The sequence below is a fragment of the Enterobacter sp. SA187 genome, assembly GCF_001888805.2.
In the GTDB taxonomy this organism is placed as follows: domain Bacteria; phylum Pseudomonadota; class Gammaproteobacteria; order Enterobacterales; family Enterobacteriaceae; genus Enterobacter_D.
The window spans coordinates 947,677-965,960 of record NZ_CP019113.1 but is presented as its reverse complement, the minus strand read 5'-3'; the positions used below and the strand labels follow the sequence as shown (position 1 = coordinate 965,960).

Below are 18,284 nucleotides of genomic sequence, written 5' to 3'. Positions count from 1 at the left end.
ATTATTCTCCCTGCGGCGCAGCGGCAGGCGCGTCTTGCGCAGCCTCACCCGCGGCCGCACCCGGCTGTGCCAGCAGATTGCGCACGCGGGTCTGCATCAGTTTTTCAAGGATCGGCTGGCTTTGCAGCGTCTCCGGCACGTTCATGGTGATGCTTTGCTGGCTCAGCTTATCAATATCGTCCAGGAAGGCTTTGGTGCTGGCATCGTCGGTATCGTAATAAGCACGTACCCAGCTGGAGACGTTATCCAGCGCCTGTTTGTAAGTCTCTTCCTGATGACGTGGCACAGCCTGGGCTGCGACCAGCAGCCGCGAGCGAATGTTTTCGCGCAGGTAGATGTCCTGGTTCGGCGCCAGCAGCGGCACGGCCGTTTCATCGCGACGACGCACGGTAATAAAGCTGTCCATAAAGTTCTGCCAGCTTTTTTGCAGATTGACACGCCACTCGCTGATGGAGCTGGACAGCTCGCTGCTGTCGGAATCCATCGGAGAATCGTCGTCGTTGTTGTCCGCCAGACGCAGATTATCGATCTGGTTGGACAGCTGGTTCACTTTGAGGATGATGCCGTCGTAATCCACCTGCGCGACGCCGGAAAGGCTGGCGATGTCATCAGTAATGGCGCGGCGGGCAGTGATGAGGCTCGGATCGTTCATGTCGGCGAGGCTTGCATCGGCGCTTTTCAGCAGCGCCGCAGCGGTGGTGACGTCCTGATCGCTCCACAGTTTGCGACCGGCCAGTTTGACGAGGAAATCTGCCTGCGCCAGCAGCCAGGTTTTGGCGTCGGTGCCGGAAATAGTGGCGACTTTTTGCTGCACGTCTTCAAGCTGTTTCGCCAGCGTTGCCTGCTGACGCTGCGCCTCTTCCAGCTGTGAAGCCTGCTGCTTAATGATGCCCTCGAACTGGGTCTTTTGGGTTTCCTGCGCTTTTTGCAGGGCAGTAACCTGATTGACCAGCGCATCGCTGGTTTCGGATTGTGTCGCGTTCTGCTGTTTCACCCAGCCATACAGCCCAACCCCGGCGGCCAGCGCGATGGCAATTGCAATGGCGCTGAGCACAAGACTGGTTTTATTCGCGTTCGCGCGTTCATGTTCTGGTGCTTTTTCTGGCTGTGGACTGGTGTCCACCGCCTCCCTGGTTTCATCGACCACGGCGGAGTCTTTCTGTTGTTCCGTCATTATGGCTTCCCATTATGAAAGTTATTGTAATGCGCGAAGCAGCGCATCGTTGTCAGCATTATCAGCGACCTTAATGTCCTGCCAGCCCAGTTCCCGGGCGAGGTTCGCCAGACGTTCGCTGACCACAATCAGGCGGCAGCGAAGTAACCAGTTTTCACGATACCAGGCGGGGATCAGGTCGAAAAGTTGCCGCAGCATCTCGCCGCTGGTGATCACAATGTCCGTGACCCCGCGAGACTGCCAGCGCATCGCCTGTTCCGCGCCATCGTAAGACTTCTCACAGCGTTGATAACATTCAAAAAATTCGACATCCGCGCCCCGTGACGCCAGCGTATCCCCGAGCAATTCTCGTCCGCCGTTGCCGCGCAAAATGATGGCGCGTTTGCCTGCAATATTTTGTAATTCAGGTAATTGTAGCAACACTTCGCTGATTTCCCGATCCGAAGGATAGCGCACGTTGAGGCTGCTGGCGGTGTGCAATGCCAGCGCCGTGGTGCGGCCGATAGCGAAATAGTGCGGCGCGTGGGGCCAGCGCAGGCCAAGCTTACGCAGGTGCGCGCTGGCGAAGGTGACGGCATGTTGTGAGGCGGCGAAAACCATATCGTTCGCCGTCAGGGCGGCAAACACTTCCGGCAGCAGCGCCAGCTCCCGCCCTGGGGTAAATTCAATCAGCGGGAAGCTCCAGGCCACCTGGCCCTGTGCGCACAGACGGCTCACAAGTTCTTCCCCGGCTGGGGACGGGCGGGTGACCAGAATACTCATGCGGGTGCTTCTCCTTTATAGACCTCGGTCAGGATCTCGCGCGCGCCGTTCGCCAGCAGCTCTTCGGCAAGGGAAATGCCCAGCTGTTCTGCCTCTTCAGGCTTACCGCGTCGCTCACCGCGGATCATCACGGTGCCGTCCGGCGCGCCAACCAGCGCCCGCAACCAGATCTCACCGTCGACTAATTCAGCATAGCTGCCAATCGGCACCTGGCAGCCGCCTTCCAGCCGCGTATTCATCGCCCGCTCGGCTTTTACGCGTAGCGCGGTATCGGCATGATTGAGCGGAGCCAGCAGGGCATGGGTGCGGGTATCGTCCAGACGGCACTCGATACCGACCGCGCCCTGACCAACGGCGGGCAGCGACAGCTCAGGCGGCAGCGCCATGCGGATACGATCTTCCAGATCAAGACGCTTGAGACCGGCGACCGCCAGAATAATGGCGTCATAGTCGCCCTTATCCAGCTTGCCAAGACGGGTGCCGACGTTGCCGCGCAGCGAGCGGATCTCCAGATCCGGGCGGCGTTCGGCCAGTTGACACTGGCGGCGTAAACTTGACGTGCCAACGATGCTGCCTGCGGGCAGGGCGTCGAGGCTGTCATAATTATTGGAGACAAAGGCATCGCGCGGGTCTTCACGCTCGCAAATGGTGACCAGGCCCAGCCCCTTCGGAAACTCAACCGGCACATCTTTCATTGAGTGGACGGCCAGATCGGCACGATTTTCAATTAGCGCCAGTTCCAGCTCTTTAACAAACAATCCCTTACCGCCCACTTTTGCCAGCGGCGTATCAAGGATCACATCGCCGCGCGTCACCATAGGCACCAGCTCAACGGTCAGGTCCGGATGGCACGCCATCAGGCGCTGCTTAACGTATTGTGCCTGCCAGAGCGCAAGGGGGCTTTGGCGTGTGGCAATTCTTAAAACATTGTCTAACATGCTTGTTACCGTCATTATCGTCCGTTGACCATCCTAACATTGTTGCCATAGGGTGTCAGGTTTCACGGAGGATTGCGGGAAAGAGGGACGTAGCCGTATTTGGGAATTTACACATAATGATTGATGCTACACTTGTATGTAGTGCATCTTTCTTTACGGTCAATCGGCAAGGTGTTAGATTGATCACGTTTTAGACCATTTTTTCGACTGTACTCCTAAAAACACAAGGGCGAAAAAGTGGCGACGGGTAATTTTGAAATACTGAAATCTGAACAGTTCGGTGACGGGAAGGCCATCGCAACCGCAACCGGGAAGGTTTAAACATCAGGCGATACGTCTTGTACCTCTATATTGAGACTCTGAAACAGAGACTGGATGCCATAAACCAACTGCGTGTCGATCGCGCGCTGGCTGCTATGGGACCTGCTTTCCAGCAGGTATACAGTCTGCTGCCTACATTGCTGCATTACCACCATCCGCTGATGCCGGGTTACCTCGACGGTAACGTTCCCAGTGGTATTTGCCTTTACACGCCTGATGAAACCCAACTTCACTATCTGAACGAACTCGACTTGCCGCCGCAGGATACCCCTCCGCAGGGCGAACTGCCGATCACCGGCGTGTACTCCATGGGCAGTACCTCGTCGGTAGGGCAAAGCTGTTCCTCGGATCTCGATATCTGGGTCTGCCATCAGTCTTGGCTCGATAACGACGAGCGCCAGCTTTTGCAGCGCAAATGCAGCCTGCTGGAAAGCTGGGCCGCCTCCCTTGGCGTGGAAGTCAGCTTCTTCCTGATCGATGAAAACCGCTTCCGTCATAACGAAAGCGGCAGCCTCGGCGGCGAAGACTGCGGCTCCACGCAGCATATTTTGCTGCTCGACGAATTCTATCGCACCGCGGTGCGTCTGGCCGGGAAACGTATTCTGTGGAATATGGTGCCGGGCGACGAAGAAGATCATTACGACGATTACGTCATGTCGCTTTACGCGCAGGGCGTGCTGACGCCAAACGAATGGCTGGATCTGGGCGGCTTAAGCTCCCTGTCCGCCGAAGAGTACTTCGGCGCCAGCCTGTGGCAGCTGTATAAAAGCATCGATTCCCCGTACAAAGCGGTGCTGAAAACGCTGCTGCTGGAAGCCTATTCCTGGGAATATCCGAATACCCGCCTGCTGGCGAAAGATATCAAACAGCGTCTGCACGACGGCGAGATCGTCTCTTTTGGTCTCGATCACTACTGCATGATGCTGGAGCGCGTGACCGCCTATCTGACGGCTATCGAAGATTTTACCCGTCTCGACCTGGTACGCCGCTGCTTCTACCTGAAAGTATGCGAAAAACTGAGCCGCGAACGCGCCTGCGTGGGCTGGCGTCGTGAAGTGGTCAGTTCGCTGGTGAAAGAGTGGGGATGGGACGATGAGCGGCTTGCCATGCTCGACAACCGCGCCAACTGGAAAATCGAACAGGTTCGCGAAGCGCACAATGAACTGCTGGATGCGATGATGCAAACCTATCGCAACCTGATCCGTTTCGCGCGCCGCAATAATTTAAGCGTTTCCGCCAGTCCGCAGGATATCGGCGTGCTGACGCGTAAACTGTATGCCGCCTTTGAAGCGCTGCCGGGCAAAGTGACGCTGGTTAACCCGCAGATTTCACCGGATCTTTCGGAACCGAATCTGACCTTTATCCATGTGCCGCCGGGCCGTGCCAACCGCGCTGGCTGGTATCTCTACAACCGTGCGCCAAGCATGGACGCCATCATCAGCCATCAGCCGCTGGAATATAACCGCTATCTGAATAAGCTGGTGGCCTGGGCGTGGTTTAACGGCCTGCTGACTTCACGCACCCGGTTGTTTATTAAGGGCAACGGCGTGGCAGATCTGGCGAAGCTACAGGAAATGGTGGCGGATGTGTCGCACCACTTCCCGCTGCGTTTACCCGCGCCGACGCCGAAAGCGCTCTACAGCCCGTGTGAAATTCGCCATCTGGCGATCATCGTCAATCTGGAATATGACCCGACGGCGGCCTTCCGCAATCAGGTGGTGCATTTTGATTTCCGTAAGCTGGATGTGTTCAGCTTCGGCGAGCAGCAAAACTGCCTGGTGGGCAGCGTCGATCTGCTTTATCGCAACTCATGGAATGAAGTGCGTACCCTGCACTTCAACGGCGAGCAGGCGATGATCGAAGCGCTGAAAACCATTCTCGGCAAAATGCATCAGGACGCCGCGCCGCCGGACAGCGTCGAGGTGTTCTGCTACAGCCAGCATTTGCGCGGTCTGATCCGTACCCGCGTGCAGCAGCTGGTGTCCGAGTGCATCGAATTACGCCTCTCCAGCACCCGTCAGGAAACCGGGCGCTTCAAAGCGCTGCGCGTGGCGGGGCAAACCTGGGGACTGTTCTTTGAACGTCTGAACGTGTCAGTGCAGAAGCTGGAAAATGCCATCGAGTTTTACGGTGCCATTTCCCACAATAAACTGCACGGGCTGTCGGTACAGGTCGAGACCAATCAGGTCAAACTGCCGCCGGTGGTGGATGGTTTTGCCAGCGAGGGCATTATTCAGTTCTTCTTCGAAGCCTCGGCGGATAACAACGGCTTTACGATCTACATCCTTGATGAAAGCAACCGCGCAGAGGTGTATCACCACTGTGAAGGCAGCACCGAGGAACTGGTACGCGACGTCAGCCGCTTCTACTCCTCGTCGCACGATCGCTTTACCTACGGCTCAAGCTTTATCAACTTCAACCTGCCGCAGTTCTATCAGATTGTGCAGGTGAACGGGCGCGCGCAGGTGATCCCGTTCCGCAATCAGACAATCAGCGCCGTTCCTCCTGCCAATCAGGATGACGACGCTCCGCTGTTGCAGCAGTATTTCTCTTAACGGAAGCTGACCGCTTCGCCCGCTTGCTGCGTGGCGGCCTGCTCCAGCAGATCCCAGAAGCGCTCGCCGCTGCGATCGCAAATCCACTCATCGCCCTGCAAATCAAAATGGTAGCCGCCCTGTTTGGTCGCCAGCCACACCTGATGCAGCGGCTCCTGACGGTTGATAATAATTTTGCTGCCGTTGTCGAACGTCAGGGTCAGCACGCCGCCGTTGATTTCGCAGTCAATATCGCCGTCGCCGTCCCACTCATCCAGACGGGTTTCAATGGTCTGCCACAGGTTATCGGCCAGGCGATGGAATTCTGAATCGTTCATTTTTTTTCCTTTTTTTCGTGATGCCGGGAGTATAACGCGAAACAATTCCCAATGCAGGAGGTGCGCAAACTCTTGCTTTTGCGGCTTCTCCTGCGATGATAGAAACAGCAAGCATGAACTTACAGGCAAACCATAATGAAGAATGTGTTCCGAACGCTTTTTGTTTTCGTTGCGTTATGCAGTCTGGCCGGCTGTGGTCTGAAAGGCCCGCTCTATTTCCCGCCAGCCGATAAGTCAGCGCCGCCGCCGACCAAAAAGGTAGAAAGCACCGAGCAAGAACTGACGCCGACGCGTAACGATCGTGGCAACAATGACGGCCCTACTCAGGTAAATTACTAACAGATTTTATTCTGTAACCGCGGGAATGGAGTAGATGATGCAGTTCTCTAAAATGCATGGCCTTGGCAACGATTTTATGGTCGTCGACGCGGTAACGCAGAATGTCTTTTTTTCGCCAGAGCTGATCCGCCGTCTGTCCAACCGACATCTGGGGGTGGGTTTTGATCAACTGCTGATCGTCGAACCGCCTTACGATCCGGATCTCGATTTTCATTACCGCATCTTTAACGCCGATGGCAGCGAAGTCTCCCAGTGCGGTAACGGTGCGCGCTGTTTCGCCCGCTTTGTGCGGCTGAAAGGGCTGACCAATAAACGCGATATTCGCGTCAGCACGGCCAATGGCCGCATGGTGCTGAGCGTCACGGAAGATGAGCTGGTGCGCGTGAATATGGGCGAGCCAAACTTTGAGCCGTCCGCGGTGCCATTTCGCGCCAACAAAGCGGAAAAGACCTATATTATGCGCGTTGCCGAGCAGACTATTCTCTGCGGCGTGGTTTCTATGGGCAATCCGCACTGCGTCATTCAGGTGGATGATGTCGACAGCGCGCCGGTGGAAACCCTCGGCCCGGCCATGGAAAGCCATGAGCGCTTCCCGGAGCGGGCTAATATCGGCTTTATGCAGGTAGTAAAGCGCGAACAGATCCGGCTGCGCGTCTTTGAGCGCGGTGCCGGTGAAACCCAGGCCTGCGGCAGCGGCGCTTGTGGGGCGGTTGCGGTCGGTATTCAGCAAGGCTTACTGGCGGAAGAGGTGCGCGTGGATTTACCGGGCGGGCGTCTCGACATCGCCTGGAAGGGGCCGGGCCATCCTCTGTATATGACTGGCCCGGCGACACATGTTTACGACGGATTTATTCATTTATGAAGCAGACAGGGGAAGAACAGCAGGAGGCGACGGCCACACTCAATGACAGTGATGTGGTGGATTATCTGCTGCGCGATCCTGAGTTCTTTATCCGTAATGCGCGCGCCGTGGAACTCCTCCACGTGCCGCACCCGGTGCGCGGCGCCGTCTCTCTCGTCGAATGGCAGATGGCGCGCGCCCGGCATCACATCAATGTGCTCGAAGAGAATATGACGCTGCTGATGGAGCAGGCCAGCACCAACGAAAGCCTGTTTAACCGTCTGCTGCGTTTGCAGGGCCGTCTGGCGTCCGCCAGCAGCCTTGAGGATTTGCTCAACCGTTTTCACCGCTGGTCGCGTGAAATGGGCCTGGCGGGGGCGAGCATCCGTTTATTTCCCGATCGCTGGCGCATTGGCGCGCCGTCCGGCTTCACCCATCTGGCGCTGAGCCGTCAGGCCTTTGAGCCGCTGCGTATTCAGCGCCTTGGTCATGAAAATCACTATCTTGGTACCCTGAACGGCCCGGAATTACTGGTGATACTCCCTGACGCGAAAGCCATCGGCTCGGTGGCGATGTCGATGATGGGGCGTGACGGCGATCTTGGGGTGATCCTCTTCAGCAGCCGTGACGTGCACCATTATCAGCAAGGGCAGGGAACCCAACTGCTTCAGGAGATTGCCCTGATGCTGCCGGAGCTGCTGGAGCGCTGGATCGAGCGCATATGAACGACACCTCTCTTGACCATGCGGTAAGCCGTTTTCTGCGCTACCTGGGCGTTGAGCGCCAGCTCAGCCCCATTACCCTGCTCAACTACCGGCGTCAGCTCGATGCCATCATGGCGATCGCCCGTGAAACCGGTATTACCCGCTGGGCAGATTGCGATGCCGCCAGCGTGCGCACCATTGCGGTTCGCAGCCGTCGTCATGGCCTGGGCGCGGCCAGCCTTGCGCTGCGCCTGTCTGCCCTGCGCAGTTTCTTCGACTGGATGGTGTCGCAGGGTGAGTTGCCCGCCAATCCGGCAAAAGGCATCGCCGCCCCGAAAGCCCCGCGTCATCTGCCGAAAAATATTGATGTCGATGACGTTAACCGCCTGCTGGATATCGATCTCAACGATCCGCTGGCGGTGCGCGACCGGGCGATGCTGGAGGTGATGTACGGCGCGGGTCTGCGTCTGTCAGAGCTGGTCGGGCTTGATATCAAACATCTGGATTTATCAACCGGCGAAGTATGGGTGATGGGTAAAGGCAGCAAAGAGCGCCGTCTGCCGATTGGCCGTAACGCGGTAAGCTGGATCGAGCACTGGCTGGATCTGCGCGGCCTGTTTGGCAGCGATGAGGACGCGCTGTTTTTATCAAAGCTTGGCAAGCGTATCTCGGCGCGCAACGTGCAGAAACGCTTTGCTGAATGGGGTATCAAGCAGGGGCTGAACAGCCATGTTCACCCCCATAAGCTCCGTCACTCCTTTGCCACCCATATGCTGGAATCGAGCGGCGATCTGCGCGGCGTCCAGGAGCTGCTGGGGCACGCGAACCTGTCCACCACGCAGATCTATACCCACCTTGATTTTCAACATCTTGCCTCAGTGTATGACGCGGCGCATCCGCGCGCCAAACGGGGGAAATAATGCGTTTTTACCGTCCTTTGGGCCACATTTCGGCCCTGACGTTCGATCTCGACGACACCTTGTATGACAACCATCCGGTGATCCTGCGTACCGAGCAGGAGTCGCTGACCTTCGTACAAAATTACCATCCGGCGCTGAAGGCGCTGCAAAAGAGCGATTTTCAGCAGCTGCGCCAGGCGTTACGCGAAAGCGAGCCGGATATTTATCACGACGTAACTGAATGGCGGCGTCGGGCAGTGATGCAGGCGATGCTGAACGCCGGACTGAACGCGGAAGAAGCCGATGCCGGCGCCCGTGCCGCCATGGAAAACTTCGCCCACTGGCGCAGCCGCATTGATGTGCCGCAGGCCACGCACGACGCTCTGGCGGCGCTGGGCAAAAAGTGGCCGCTGGTGGCCATCACCAATGGTAACGCCGAGCCTGAACGGTTCGGTCTGGGTGATTACTTTGCGTTTGTGCTGCGCGCCGGTCCGCACGGCCGCTCGAAACCCTTCAGCGATATGTATCAGCTGGCGGCGGAAAAGCTCGGCGTGCCCGCAGGGGAGATCCTGCATGTGGGCGATGACCTGACCACTGACGTGGCCGGGGCGATCCGTTATGGCATGCAGGCGTGCTGGATCAAACCGCAAGGGGCCAGCCTGATGACCGCCACAGACAGCCGTTTATTGCCGCACCTTGAAATTTCGCAGTTGGCATCTCTGACCTCGCTGATATAATCACCAATAGTTCTGTATAAAATACCAGGGTTTTGGCGGATGGCGCTCTGCTTATCCGCCCTGCGATAACGCAGACCCGGTAAGCGAAGCGCCATCGGGCAATTCGTTCTGTTTCTGATTACTACGTGGCGGTGCCAATGGACGTTTCTTACCTGCTCGACAGCCTCAATGACAAACAACGTGATGCGGTAGCCGCCTCGCGCACCAATATGCTGGTGCTGGCAGGCGCAGGCAGCGGTAAGACACGCGTGCTGGTCCACCGTATCGCCTGGCTGTTGACGGTAGAAAACTGCTCGCCGTACTCCATTATGGCGGTGACCTTCACCAACAAAGCGGCGGCGGAAATGCGCCACCGTATCAGCCAGCTGATGGGCAACAGCCAGGGCGGCATGTGGGTCGGGACGTTCCACGGCCTCGCGCACCGTCTGCTGCGCGCGCACCATATGGATGCGAATCTGCCGCAGGATTTCCAGATCCTCGACAGCGAAGATCAGCTGCGTCTGTTACGTCGCCTGATCAAAGCCATGAACCTCGACGAGAAGCAGTGGCCGCCGCGTCAGGCGATGTGGTACATCAACGGTCAGAAAGACGAAGGCATTCGTCCGCATCATATTCAAAGCTTCGGCAACCCGGTGGAGCAGACATGGCAGAAAGTCTACCAGGCTTACCAGGAAGCCTGCGATCGCGCAGGGCTGGTGGATTTTGCCGAACTGCTGCTGCGCGCTCATGAGCTGTGGCTCAATAAGCCGCACATCCTCAACCACTACCGCGAGCGCTTCACCAATATTCTGGTGGACGAATTCCAGGATACCAACAACATTCAGTACGCCTGGATCCGCCTGCTGGCAGGCGATACCGGTAAGGTGATGATTGTGGGCGACGATGACCAGTCCATCTACGGCTGGCGCGGCGCGCAGGTGGAAAACATTCAGCGCTTCCTGAACGACTTCCCTGGCGCGGAAACCATTCGTCTTGAGCAGAACTACCGCTCTACCAACAATATTCTGCGTGCCGCCAACGCCCTGATTGAAAACAACAACGGGCGACTGGGGAAAAAGCTATGGACTGAAGGCATTGATGGCGATCCCATCTCCCTTTACTGCGCCTTCAACGAACTCGACGAAGCGCGTTTCGTGGTGAACCGCATCAAGGCCTGGCAGGAAAGCGGCGGCGCGCTGGAGCAGTGCGCCATTCTCTATCGCAGCAACGCCCAGTCGCGCGTGCTGGAAGAGGCGCTCCTGCAGGTGGGGATGCCGTATCGCATTTACGGCGGCATGCGCTTCTTCGAACGTCAGGAAATCAAAGACGCGCTCTCTTATCTGCGTCTGATCGCCAATCGTAACGACGACGCCGCCTTTGAACGCGTGGTGAACACCCCCACGCGCGGCATAGGCGACCGTACGCTGGACGTGGTACGTCAGACCTCGCGCGACCGGCAGCTGACCCTGTGGCAGGCCAGCCGGGAATTATTACAGGAGAGAGCCCTTGCGGGCCGCGCCGCCAGCGCACTGCAACGCTTTATGGAGCTTATCGAAGCGCTGGCGCAGGAAACCTCCGACATGCCGTTGCACGTGCAGGCGGATCGGGTGATCAAAGATTCCGGCCTGTTCATCATGTATGAGCAGGAGAAAGGCGAAAAAGGCCAGGCGCGCGTCGAAAACTTAGAGGAACTGGTGACGGCAACGCGCCAGTTCAGCTACAACGACGAAGAAGAAGATCTGATGCCGTTGCAGGCGTTTCTGTCCCACGCGGCGCTGGAAGCGGGCGAAGGGCAGGCGGATACCTGGCAGGATGCGGTGCAACTGATGACGCTGCACTCCGCGAAAGGGCTGGAGTTCCCGCAGGTGTTTATCGTCGGCGTGGAAGAGGGCATGTTCCCGAGTCAGATGTCGCTGGATGAAGGCGGCCGTCTGGAAGAGGAGCGCCGTCTGGCCTACGTGGGCGTTACCCGCGCCATGCAAAAACTGACCATCACCTATGCGGAAACCCGCCGTCTGTACGGCAAAGAGGTTTATCACCGCCCGTCACGCTTTATCGGCGAGCTGCCGGAAGAGTGTGTGGAGGAGGTGCGTCTGCGCGCCAGCATCAGCCGTCCGGTGACGCACAAGCAGTTAGGTACGCCCATCACCCAAAGCGATTCCGGCTTTAAGCTGGGACAGCGCGTGCGCCATGCAAAATTCGGCGAAGGTACGGTGGTGAATCTGGAAGGCAGCGGCGAGCACAGCCGTCTGCAAATCGCGTTCCCCGGTCAGGGCATCAAATGGCTGGTAGCCGCCTATGCGAAGCTGGAAACGGTGTAACATTCAGAAAAATATCATAATTTTGTAATATTCTGCTAGCCTTATACCGGGAAGGTTAATTAATATCCTCAGCCGTTCCGTTGCGTGTTGACGCCATTTTTCTGCTGGCGTAACATGCGCGCACGATTACGCTAAGAGGACATTCGCCTTGGACACACCCAGTAGATGCTGGCTCAATTCCCTGTCATCCAGGAACAACTCCTAAGGCTATCTCCTCGCGCTGATGGCCTTAGTGGTTGTCAGCGACCGCATTTTTTACCCGTCGCACTGAGTCAGGCTGTTTAATGGTCTGAAACCCAATTTGTTTCTGTGTGCCCACCGAACTGTCCGATAATTTTTGCATTGGGAGTCCCGGTCATGCTGAGCGCATTTCAACTGGAAAATAATCGCCTGACTCGTCTGGAAGCGGAAGAGTCACAACCCCTTATTGACGCCGTTTGGGTGGATCTGGTCGAACCGGATGACGATGAGCGACACCGCGTACAGTCCGAACTGGGGCAAAGCCTGGCGACCCGCCCCGAGCTGGAAGACATCGAAGCCTCGGCACGTTTCTTTGAAGATGAAGACGGCCTGCACATTCACTCCTTCTTCTTTTTTGAAGATGCGGAAGATCACGCCGGTAACTCCACCGTGGCGTTCACCATTCGCGATGGCCGCCTGTTTACCCTGCGTGAACGTGAACTACCGGCTTTCCGGTTATACCGTATGCGCGCCCGCAGCCAGGCGATGATCGACGGCAACGCCTACGAACTGCTGCTCGATCTGTTCGAAACCAAAATCGAACAGCTGGCGGATGAGATCGAAAACATTTACAGCGATCTGGAAAAGCTGAGCCGCGTCATTATGGAAGGCCAGCAGGGCGATGAGTACGACGAAGCGCTGTCGGCGCTGGCGGAGCAGGAAGATATCGGCTGGAAGGTACGGCTGTGCCTGATGGATACCCAGCGCGCGCTGAACTTCCTGGTGCGCAAGGCGCGCCTGCCGGGCGGTCAGCTGGAGCAGGCGCGTGAGATCCTGCGCGATATCGAATCCCTGCTGCCGCACAATGAATCCCTGTTCCAGAAAGTTAACTTCCTGATGCAGGCGGCGATGGGCTTTATCAATATCGAGCAGAACCGTATCATCAAGATCTTCTCGGTGGTGTCCGTAGTGTTCCTGCCGCCGACGCTGGTGGCTTCCAGTTACGGTATGAACTTTGAGTTTATGCCGGAGCTGAAATGGAGCTTCGGCTATCCGGGGGCGATCATTCTGATGATGCTCGCGGGACTGGCGCCCTATCTGTACTTCAAGCGCCGTAACTGGCTGTAGTGTTTATGCCGGATGGCGCTTCGCTTATCCGGCAAAACATCACAACCCTTTCCGAACCCTGCGCTGCGTATAGAGCGCATCCATCACAAACACCGCCAGCGCCACCCAGATAAACCCGAAGGTGACCATCTTATCCGCGCCCGGCACTTCGCCGTAAAACAGCACCGCCAGCAGGAACATCAGCGTCGGCCCGATGTACTGGAAGAAGCCCAGCGTGGACAGGCGCAGACGCGTCGCCGCGCCGGTAAAGCACAGCAGCGGGATTGTCGTCACCACGCCCGCCGCCATCAGCAACAGATTCAGCGACCACGGGTTCTGCGTCATATGGCTGGTGGCGGTATCGGCGATGCCGAACAGCCAGATGGCGGCGACCGGCAGCAGCCACAGCGTTTCGATCAGCATGCCGATTTGCGCGTCAACGGCGATCTTTTTACGCACCAGGCCATAAAACGCAAAGCTGAAGGCCAGGCCCAGCGCGATGATCGGCAGCGAGCCAAAGGTCCACAGCTGCACCAGCACGCCGCAACCGGCAAGCAGCACCGCCAGCCACTGCATACGGCGAAAACGCTCGCCGAGGAAAATCATTCCGAGCAGAATATTCACCAGCGGATTAATAAAATAGCCGAGGCTGGCTTCCAGCAGATGATGGTTATTCACCGACCAGATAAACAGCAGCCAGTTGCCGCCAACTAACACCGCCGACAGAGCCAGCAGCAGGATTTTTTTCGGCTGGCTGAGGAGCTTCTTCAGCTGCGACCACTGACGGCTTACGCTAATCAGCGCCACCATGAAAAAGAACGACCAGATAATGCGGTGGGTCAGAATTTCACTGGCGGGAACGAAATCGATCAGTTTGAAGTAGGCCGGTGCGATACCCCAAATAAAATAAGCGGCGAGGGCGAGTAATACCCCCTGCCGCGTCTGCTTTGCATCCATGGGTACATCCAACATCTGTTACTAAAAAGTAACGACATTTTACCCGATCTCTGCCGCTCAACCTACCATATACGTCGCCGTGGCGGTGGCGATATGCAGCTGTTCTTCATTGTGCAGTTCAACGCGGGCGACTGACACTTTATTACCGGCGCGCAGCAAAGTACTGGAGGCGGTAAAACGATTTCCCCGGCCCGGACGCAGATAATCGACGCGCAGATCGATAGTGCCCATGCGCGACAGGCGCTGGCGAAGCTCATCTTCGCTGATCGTATCGTGACGCGTTAAGGTGCTGCCGACGCACACCAGCCCCGCGGCGACGTCCAGCGACGAGGCGATTACCCCGCCGTGTAAAATGCTCTGCGCCCAGTTACCCACCATCATCGGCTGGTTGTTAAAACTCAGCTGGGCAAAGTCTTTTTCGTAGCGTTCCAGCTCCAGTCCCAGCGCGCGGTTGAAGGGCATATGATAAACAAAAATCTCACCGACCAGCTGTAACGCTTCATCGGCTGTAAGGACGGCTGACATAATCACCTGATCCATTGGTTAAAGAAATGTTGATTTTATGCTTCGCCAATGTTGATTTCCACTTTCAGAAACGATAACTGCGCAGTTAATTAATAAATATGTAGAATGGGCGTCTGATTATTATTCACCCCTATTTTTTGTTCAGGAGAGCAAGACCGATGCGGACGTTTCTGGGTTGGTTTCTGGCGGCCGTTGCGCTGCCGTTTACAGCATTTGCGCAGGAAGCGACGGTTAAAGCCGTGCATGACGCCCCGGCAGTGCGGGGGAGTATCATCGCCAATCTTTTACAAGAGCACGATAATCCTTTTACGTTGTATCCGTATGAATCGAACTATGCCATTTACACGGCCACCAGCGATCTGAACAAAGAGGCAATCGAAACTTACAACTGGGCGAAAAACTCACGCAAAGATGAAGTGAAGTTTCAGTTGAGTCTGGCCTTCCCGTTCTGGCGCGGGATCATGGGGCCGAACTCGGTGCTTGGCGCATCCTATACGCAGAAATCCTGGTGGCAGCTCTCCAACAGCGGCGAGTCATCCCCGTTCCGCGAAACCAACTACGAACCCCAGCTGTTCCTCGGCTTTGCCACCGACTACGAGCTGGCTGGCTGGACGCTGCGCGATGTGGAGTTTGGTTTTAACCACGACTCTAACGGTCGCTCCGATCCGACATCCCGTAGCTGGAACCGTGTTTATACCCGCCTGATGGCGCAGAACAGTAACTGGCTGGTGGAAGTGAAGCCCTGGTACGTGGTGGGCGATACCGACGACAACCCGGACATCACCAAATATATGGGTTACTACCAGCTGAAAGTGGGTTATCAGCTGGGGGAAGCTATCCTGAGCGCAAAAGGGCAATATAACTGGAATACCGGTTACGGCGGCGCAGAACTGGGCGTGAGTTATCCGATCACCCGCCATGTCCGTCTTTATACTCAGGTTTATAGCGGTTACGGCGAATCATTAATTGATTACAACTTTAACCAGACGCGTGTCGGCGTTGGCGTTATGCTAAACGATCTGTTCTAAGGCATTGCAGTTTCACTCGCAGGCGCTGAAAATAGCGCCTGTTTTTATTTCAGGTAAATGGGGTAGATGTGGCGCAGGCGGAAGTAATGAATCAGGCATCGCTGGCGAAACAGGTCTTGCAGGAAACCTTCGGCTATCAGCAATTCCGCCCCGGTCAGCAAACAATCATTGATACCGTGCTGGAAGGCCGCGACTGTCTGGTCGTGATGCCCACCGGCGGCGGCAAATCCCTGTGCTATCAGATCCCGGCGCTGGTGCTGGAAGGGCTGACCATTGTCGTGTCTCCTCTGATCTCGCTGATGAAAGACCAGGTGGATCAACTGCTGGCGAACGGCGTGGCCGCCGCCTGTCTGAACTCGACACAAACCCGCGAGCAGCAGCAAGAGGTGATGGCAGGCTGTCGCAACGGTCAAATCCGCTTGCTGTACATCGCCCCTGAACGCCTGATGCTGGATAACTTCCTTGAGCATCTTGCTCACTGGAACCCGGCGCTGGTCGCCGTCGATGAAGCGCACTGTATTTCCCAGTGGGGCCACGATTTCCGCCCGGAATACGCCGCCCTGGGGCAGCTGCGTGCGCGCTTCCCGGCGCTGCCGTTTATGGCGCTGACCGCCACGGCTGACGACACCACCCGCCATGATATTGTGCACCTGCTGGGTCTTAAGGATCCGCTGATCCAGGTCAGCAGCTTCGACCGCCCGAACATCCGCTATATGCTGATGGAAAAGTTCAAGCCCCTCGATCAGCTGCTGCGTTATGTGCAGGATCAGAAAGGCAAATCCGGCATTATCTACTGTAACAGCCGCGCCAAAGTGGAAGACACTGCCGCCCGTCTGCAAAGCCGGGGTTTCAGCGCCGGAGCCTATCATGCCGGGCTGGAAAACAGCGTTCGCGCCGAGGTCCAGGAGAAGTTCCAGCGCGACGATCTGCAAATCGTGGTGGCGACGGTAGCCTTCGGCATGGGCATCAACAAGCCGAACGTGCGCTTTGTGGTGCATTTCGACATTCCGCGCAATATCGAATCCTACTATCAGGAAACCGGTCGCGCCGGGCGTGACGGCCTGCCCGCTGAAGCCATGCTGTTTTACGATCCGGCCGATATGGGCTGGCTGCGTAAATGTCTGGAAGAGAAACCGCCCGGCCAGTTGCAGGATATCGAACGCCACAAGCTGAACGCCATGGGGGCGTTCGCGGAAGCACAAACCTGCCGCCGCCTGGTGCTGCTTAACTATTTTGGTGAAGGTCGTCAGGAGCCGTGCGGCAACTGCGATATTTGCCTCGATCCGCCGCGCCGGTACGACGGGCTGATGGATGCGCAAAAGGCGCTGTCGGCAATTTACCGCGTCGGCCAGCGCTTCGGTATGGGCTATGTCGTGGAAGTGCTGCGCGGCGCGAATAATCAGCGTATCCGCGAACTGGGTCATGACAAACTTAAAATCTACGGCGAAGGGCGCGACCATACGACCGAGCACTGGGTCAGCGTGATCCGCCAGCTGATCCATCTTGGCGTGGTGACGCAAAATATCGCCCAGCATTCAGCGTTACAGCTTACCGAGGCCGCGCGTCCGTTCCTGCGGGCGGAAGTCCCGCTGCAGCTCGCCGTACCGCGCGTGGTGGCCATTAAAGCGCGTAATAACCCGAAAGTCTTCGGCGGCAACTATGACCGCAAGCTGTTCGCCAAACTGCGCAAACTGCGTAAGGCCATTGCCGATGAAGAGAATATCCCGCCGTATGTAGTGTTTAACGATGCAACGCTGATTGAGATGGCGGAGCAGACGCCGATCACCGCCAGCGAAATGCTGAGCGTTAACGGCGTGGGGATGCGTAAGCTCGAACGTTTTGGCAAAGAGTTTATGGCGCTGATCCGTTCGCATGTCGATGGCGACGATGACGAGTAGTCAAGCACGTAAAAAAGTGTCAGGATGAGATCCTGATCATTTATTTCCCCGCGAGCGAGTTATGTTAATGCTGTTTTTGACCGTGGCGCTGGTGCATATCGTTGCACTGATGAGCCCGGGACCGGATTTCTTTTTTGTTTCACAGACTGCCGTTAGCCGTTCACGTAAAGAAGCCATGATGGGCGTGCTGGGCATCACCACGGGCGTGATGGTCTGGGCGGGCGTGGCGCTGCTTGGCCTGCACCTGATCCTCGAAAAAATGGCGTGGCTGCATAACATTATTATGGTCGGCGGCGGGCTGTATCTGTGCTGGATGGGTTACCAGTTGTTGCGCGGGGCGCTGAAAAAGCAGGACAGCAGCGCACCGACGCCGCAGGTGGAACTGGCGACCAGCGGACGTAGTTTCCTGAAAGGTCTGCTGACTAATCTGGCGAATCCCAAGGCGATTATTTACTTCGGTTCGGTGTTCTCGCTGTTTGTCGGCGATAACGTCGGCTCCGCGGAACGCTGGGGCATTTTCGTACTGATCTCGCTGGAAACCTTCGCCTGGTTCACCGTCGTGGCGAGCCTGTTCGCGCTGCCGTCGATGCGTCGCGGTTATCAGCGGATGGCGAAATGGATCGATGGCGTTGCCGGCGCGCTGTTCGCGGGCTTCGGCATTCATCTGATTATTTCCCGCTAACTTTTCCCCACCCGGCATAA

General features: G+C 57.0%; 18 protein-coding genes. 12 read left to right on the top strand and 6 right to left on the bottom strand.

All coding sequences use genetic code 11. The features are described from left to right. Position 1: 1 nt before the first annotated feature. Genes hemX through hemC form a run of 3 tightly spaced genes read right to left on the bottom strand, consistent with a single transcriptional unit; the run spans position 2 to position 2,874 of the window. Positions 2-1,174 carry a uroporphyrinogen-III C-methyltransferase gene (gene hemX, locus BMF08_RS04735; RefSeq protein ID WP_072571094.1) on the bottom strand — a complete coding sequence of 391 codons (1,173 nt, stop codon included), beginning with the start codon at positions 1,172-1,174 and terminating at the stop codon, positions 2-4. A 21-nt stretch (positions 1,175-1,195) separates the two neighbouring features. After that, positions 1,196-1,936 (bottom strand): uroporphyrinogen-III synthase, encoded by a 741-nt coding sequence (gene hemD, locus BMF08_RS04730; RefSeq protein ID WP_072571095.1) that lies wholly within the window; start codon positions 1,934-1,936, stop codon positions 1,196-1,198. Then, on the bottom strand, positions 1,933-2,874 hold the full coding sequence (gene hemC / locus BMF08_RS04725; RefSeq protein WP_158684877.1) for a hydroxymethylbilane synthase: 942 nt from the start codon (positions 2,872-2,874) through the stop codon (positions 1,933-1,935). Before hemC ends, hemD begins: the two co-directional genes overlap by 4 nt. A 338-nt stretch (positions 2,875-3,212) precedes the next feature. Here hemC and cyaA point away from each other — a divergent pair, with 338 nt between their 5' ends. Continuing rightward, the gene (gene cyaA / locus BMF08_RS04720) at positions 3,213-5,750 is read left to right on the top strand and encodes a class I adenylate cyclase (RefSeq protein ID WP_072571097.1); all 2,538 of its coding nucleotides are present in this window, start codon (positions 3,213-3,215) and stop codon (positions 5,748-5,750) included. On the opposite strand, the gene cyaY is transcribed toward cyaA, so the two are convergent. Further along, on the bottom strand, positions 5,747-6,067 hold the full coding sequence (gene cyaY / locus BMF08_RS04715; protein ID WP_072571098.1) for an iron donor protein CyaY: 321 nt from the start codon (positions 6,065-6,067) through the stop codon (positions 5,747-5,749). The genes cyaA and cyaY overlap by 4 nt on opposite strands. Before the next feature lie 135 nt (positions 6,068-6,202). On the opposite strand from cyaY, the gene lptM reads away from it, so the two are divergent. From lptM to corA, 8 genes are all read left to right on the top strand, one after another. After that, a complete protein-coding gene (lptM, locus tag BMF08_RS04710; protein WP_072571099.1) occupies positions 6,203-6,406 on the top strand; it encodes an LPS translocon maturation chaperone LptM in 204 nt (67 codons plus the stop codon). Between the two features lie 37 nt (positions 6,407-6,443). Next, positions 6,444-7,268, top strand: coding sequence for a diaminopimelate epimerase (gene dapF / locus BMF08_RS04705; RefSeq protein ID WP_072571100.1), 825 nt, complete (start codon positions 6,444-6,446; stop codon positions 7,266-7,268). Further along, positions 7,265-7,972: a DUF484 domain-containing protein gene (locus BMF08_RS04700; RefSeq protein WP_072571101.1), complete on the top strand. Its 708-nt coding sequence runs from the start codon at positions 7,265-7,267 to the stop codon at positions 7,970-7,972. Before dapF ends, BMF08_RS04700 begins: the two co-directional genes overlap by 4 nt. After that, positions 7,969-8,871, top strand: coding sequence for a tyrosine recombinase XerC (gene xerC, locus BMF08_RS04695; RefSeq protein ID WP_072571102.1), 903 nt, complete (start codon positions 7,969-7,971; stop codon positions 8,869-8,871). Before BMF08_RS04700 ends, xerC begins: the two co-directional genes overlap by 4 nt. Beyond that, positions 8,871-9,587: a 5-amino-6-(5-phospho-D-ribitylamino)uracil phosphatase YigB gene (gene yigB, locus BMF08_RS04690; protein ID WP_072571103.1), complete on the top strand. Its 717-nt coding sequence runs from the start codon at positions 8,871-8,873 to the stop codon at positions 9,585-9,587. The genes xerC and yigB overlap by 1 nt, the downstream gene beginning before the upstream one ends. Before the next feature lie 137 nt (positions 9,588-9,724). Beyond that, the gene (uvrD, locus tag BMF08_RS04685) at positions 9,725-11,887 is read left to right on the top strand and encodes a DNA helicase II (RefSeq protein ID WP_072571104.1); all 2,163 of its coding nucleotides are present in this window, start codon (positions 9,725-9,727) and stop codon (positions 11,885-11,887) included. Positions 11,888-12,035: 148 nt separating this feature from the next. After that, complete coding sequence (gene ysgD, locus BMF08_RS21435) at positions 12,036-12,092, top strand: YsgD/CorL family protein (protein WP_368073599.1); 57 nt, start codon at positions 12,036-12,038, stop codon at positions 12,090-12,092. A 152-nt stretch (positions 12,093-12,244) separates the two neighbouring features. Further along, positions 12,245-13,195 carry a magnesium/cobalt transporter CorA gene (gene corA / locus BMF08_RS04680; protein WP_072571105.1) on the top strand — a complete coding sequence of 317 codons (951 nt, stop codon included), beginning with the start codon at positions 12,245-12,247 and terminating at the stop codon, positions 13,193-13,195. A gap of 39 nt (positions 13,196-13,234) precedes the next feature. Here the strand turns inward: corA and rarD are convergent, their stop codons facing one another. Both rarD and yigI read right to left on the bottom strand, forming a co-directional pair. Then, on the bottom strand, positions 13,235-14,131 hold the full coding sequence (gene rarD, locus BMF08_RS04675) for an EamA family transporter RarD (RefSeq protein ID WP_072571106.1): 897 nt from the start codon (positions 14,129-14,131) through the stop codon (positions 13,235-13,237). A 57-nt stretch (positions 14,132-14,188) separates the two neighbouring features. After that, positions 14,189-14,656, bottom strand: a complete 468-nt coding sequence (yigI, locus tag BMF08_RS04670) for an acyl-CoA thioesterase YigI (RefSeq protein ID WP_072571295.1) — start codon at positions 14,654-14,656, stop codon at positions 14,189-14,191. Positions 14,657-14,814: 158 nt separating this feature from the next. On the opposite strand from yigI, the gene pldA reads away from it, so the two are divergent. The 3 genes from pldA (at position 14,815) to rhtC (ending at position 18,264) form a co-directional block, all read left to right on the top strand. After that, complete coding sequence (gene pldA / locus BMF08_RS04665) at positions 14,815-15,684, top strand: phospholipase A (protein ID WP_072571107.1); 870 nt, start codon at positions 14,815-14,817, stop codon at positions 15,682-15,684. Positions 15,685-15,752: 68 nt separating this feature from the next. Then, positions 15,753-17,582, top strand: a complete 1,830-nt coding sequence (gene recQ, locus BMF08_RS04660) for an ATP-dependent DNA helicase RecQ (protein WP_072571108.1) — start codon at positions 15,753-15,755, stop codon at positions 17,580-17,582. A gap of 61 nt (positions 17,583-17,643) precedes the next feature. Then, positions 17,644-18,264: a threonine export protein RhtC gene (gene rhtC, locus BMF08_RS04655; protein ID WP_072571109.1), complete on the top strand. Its 621-nt coding sequence runs from the start codon at positions 17,644-17,646 to the stop codon at positions 18,262-18,264. Positions 18,265-18,284 lie beyond the last annotated feature (20 nt).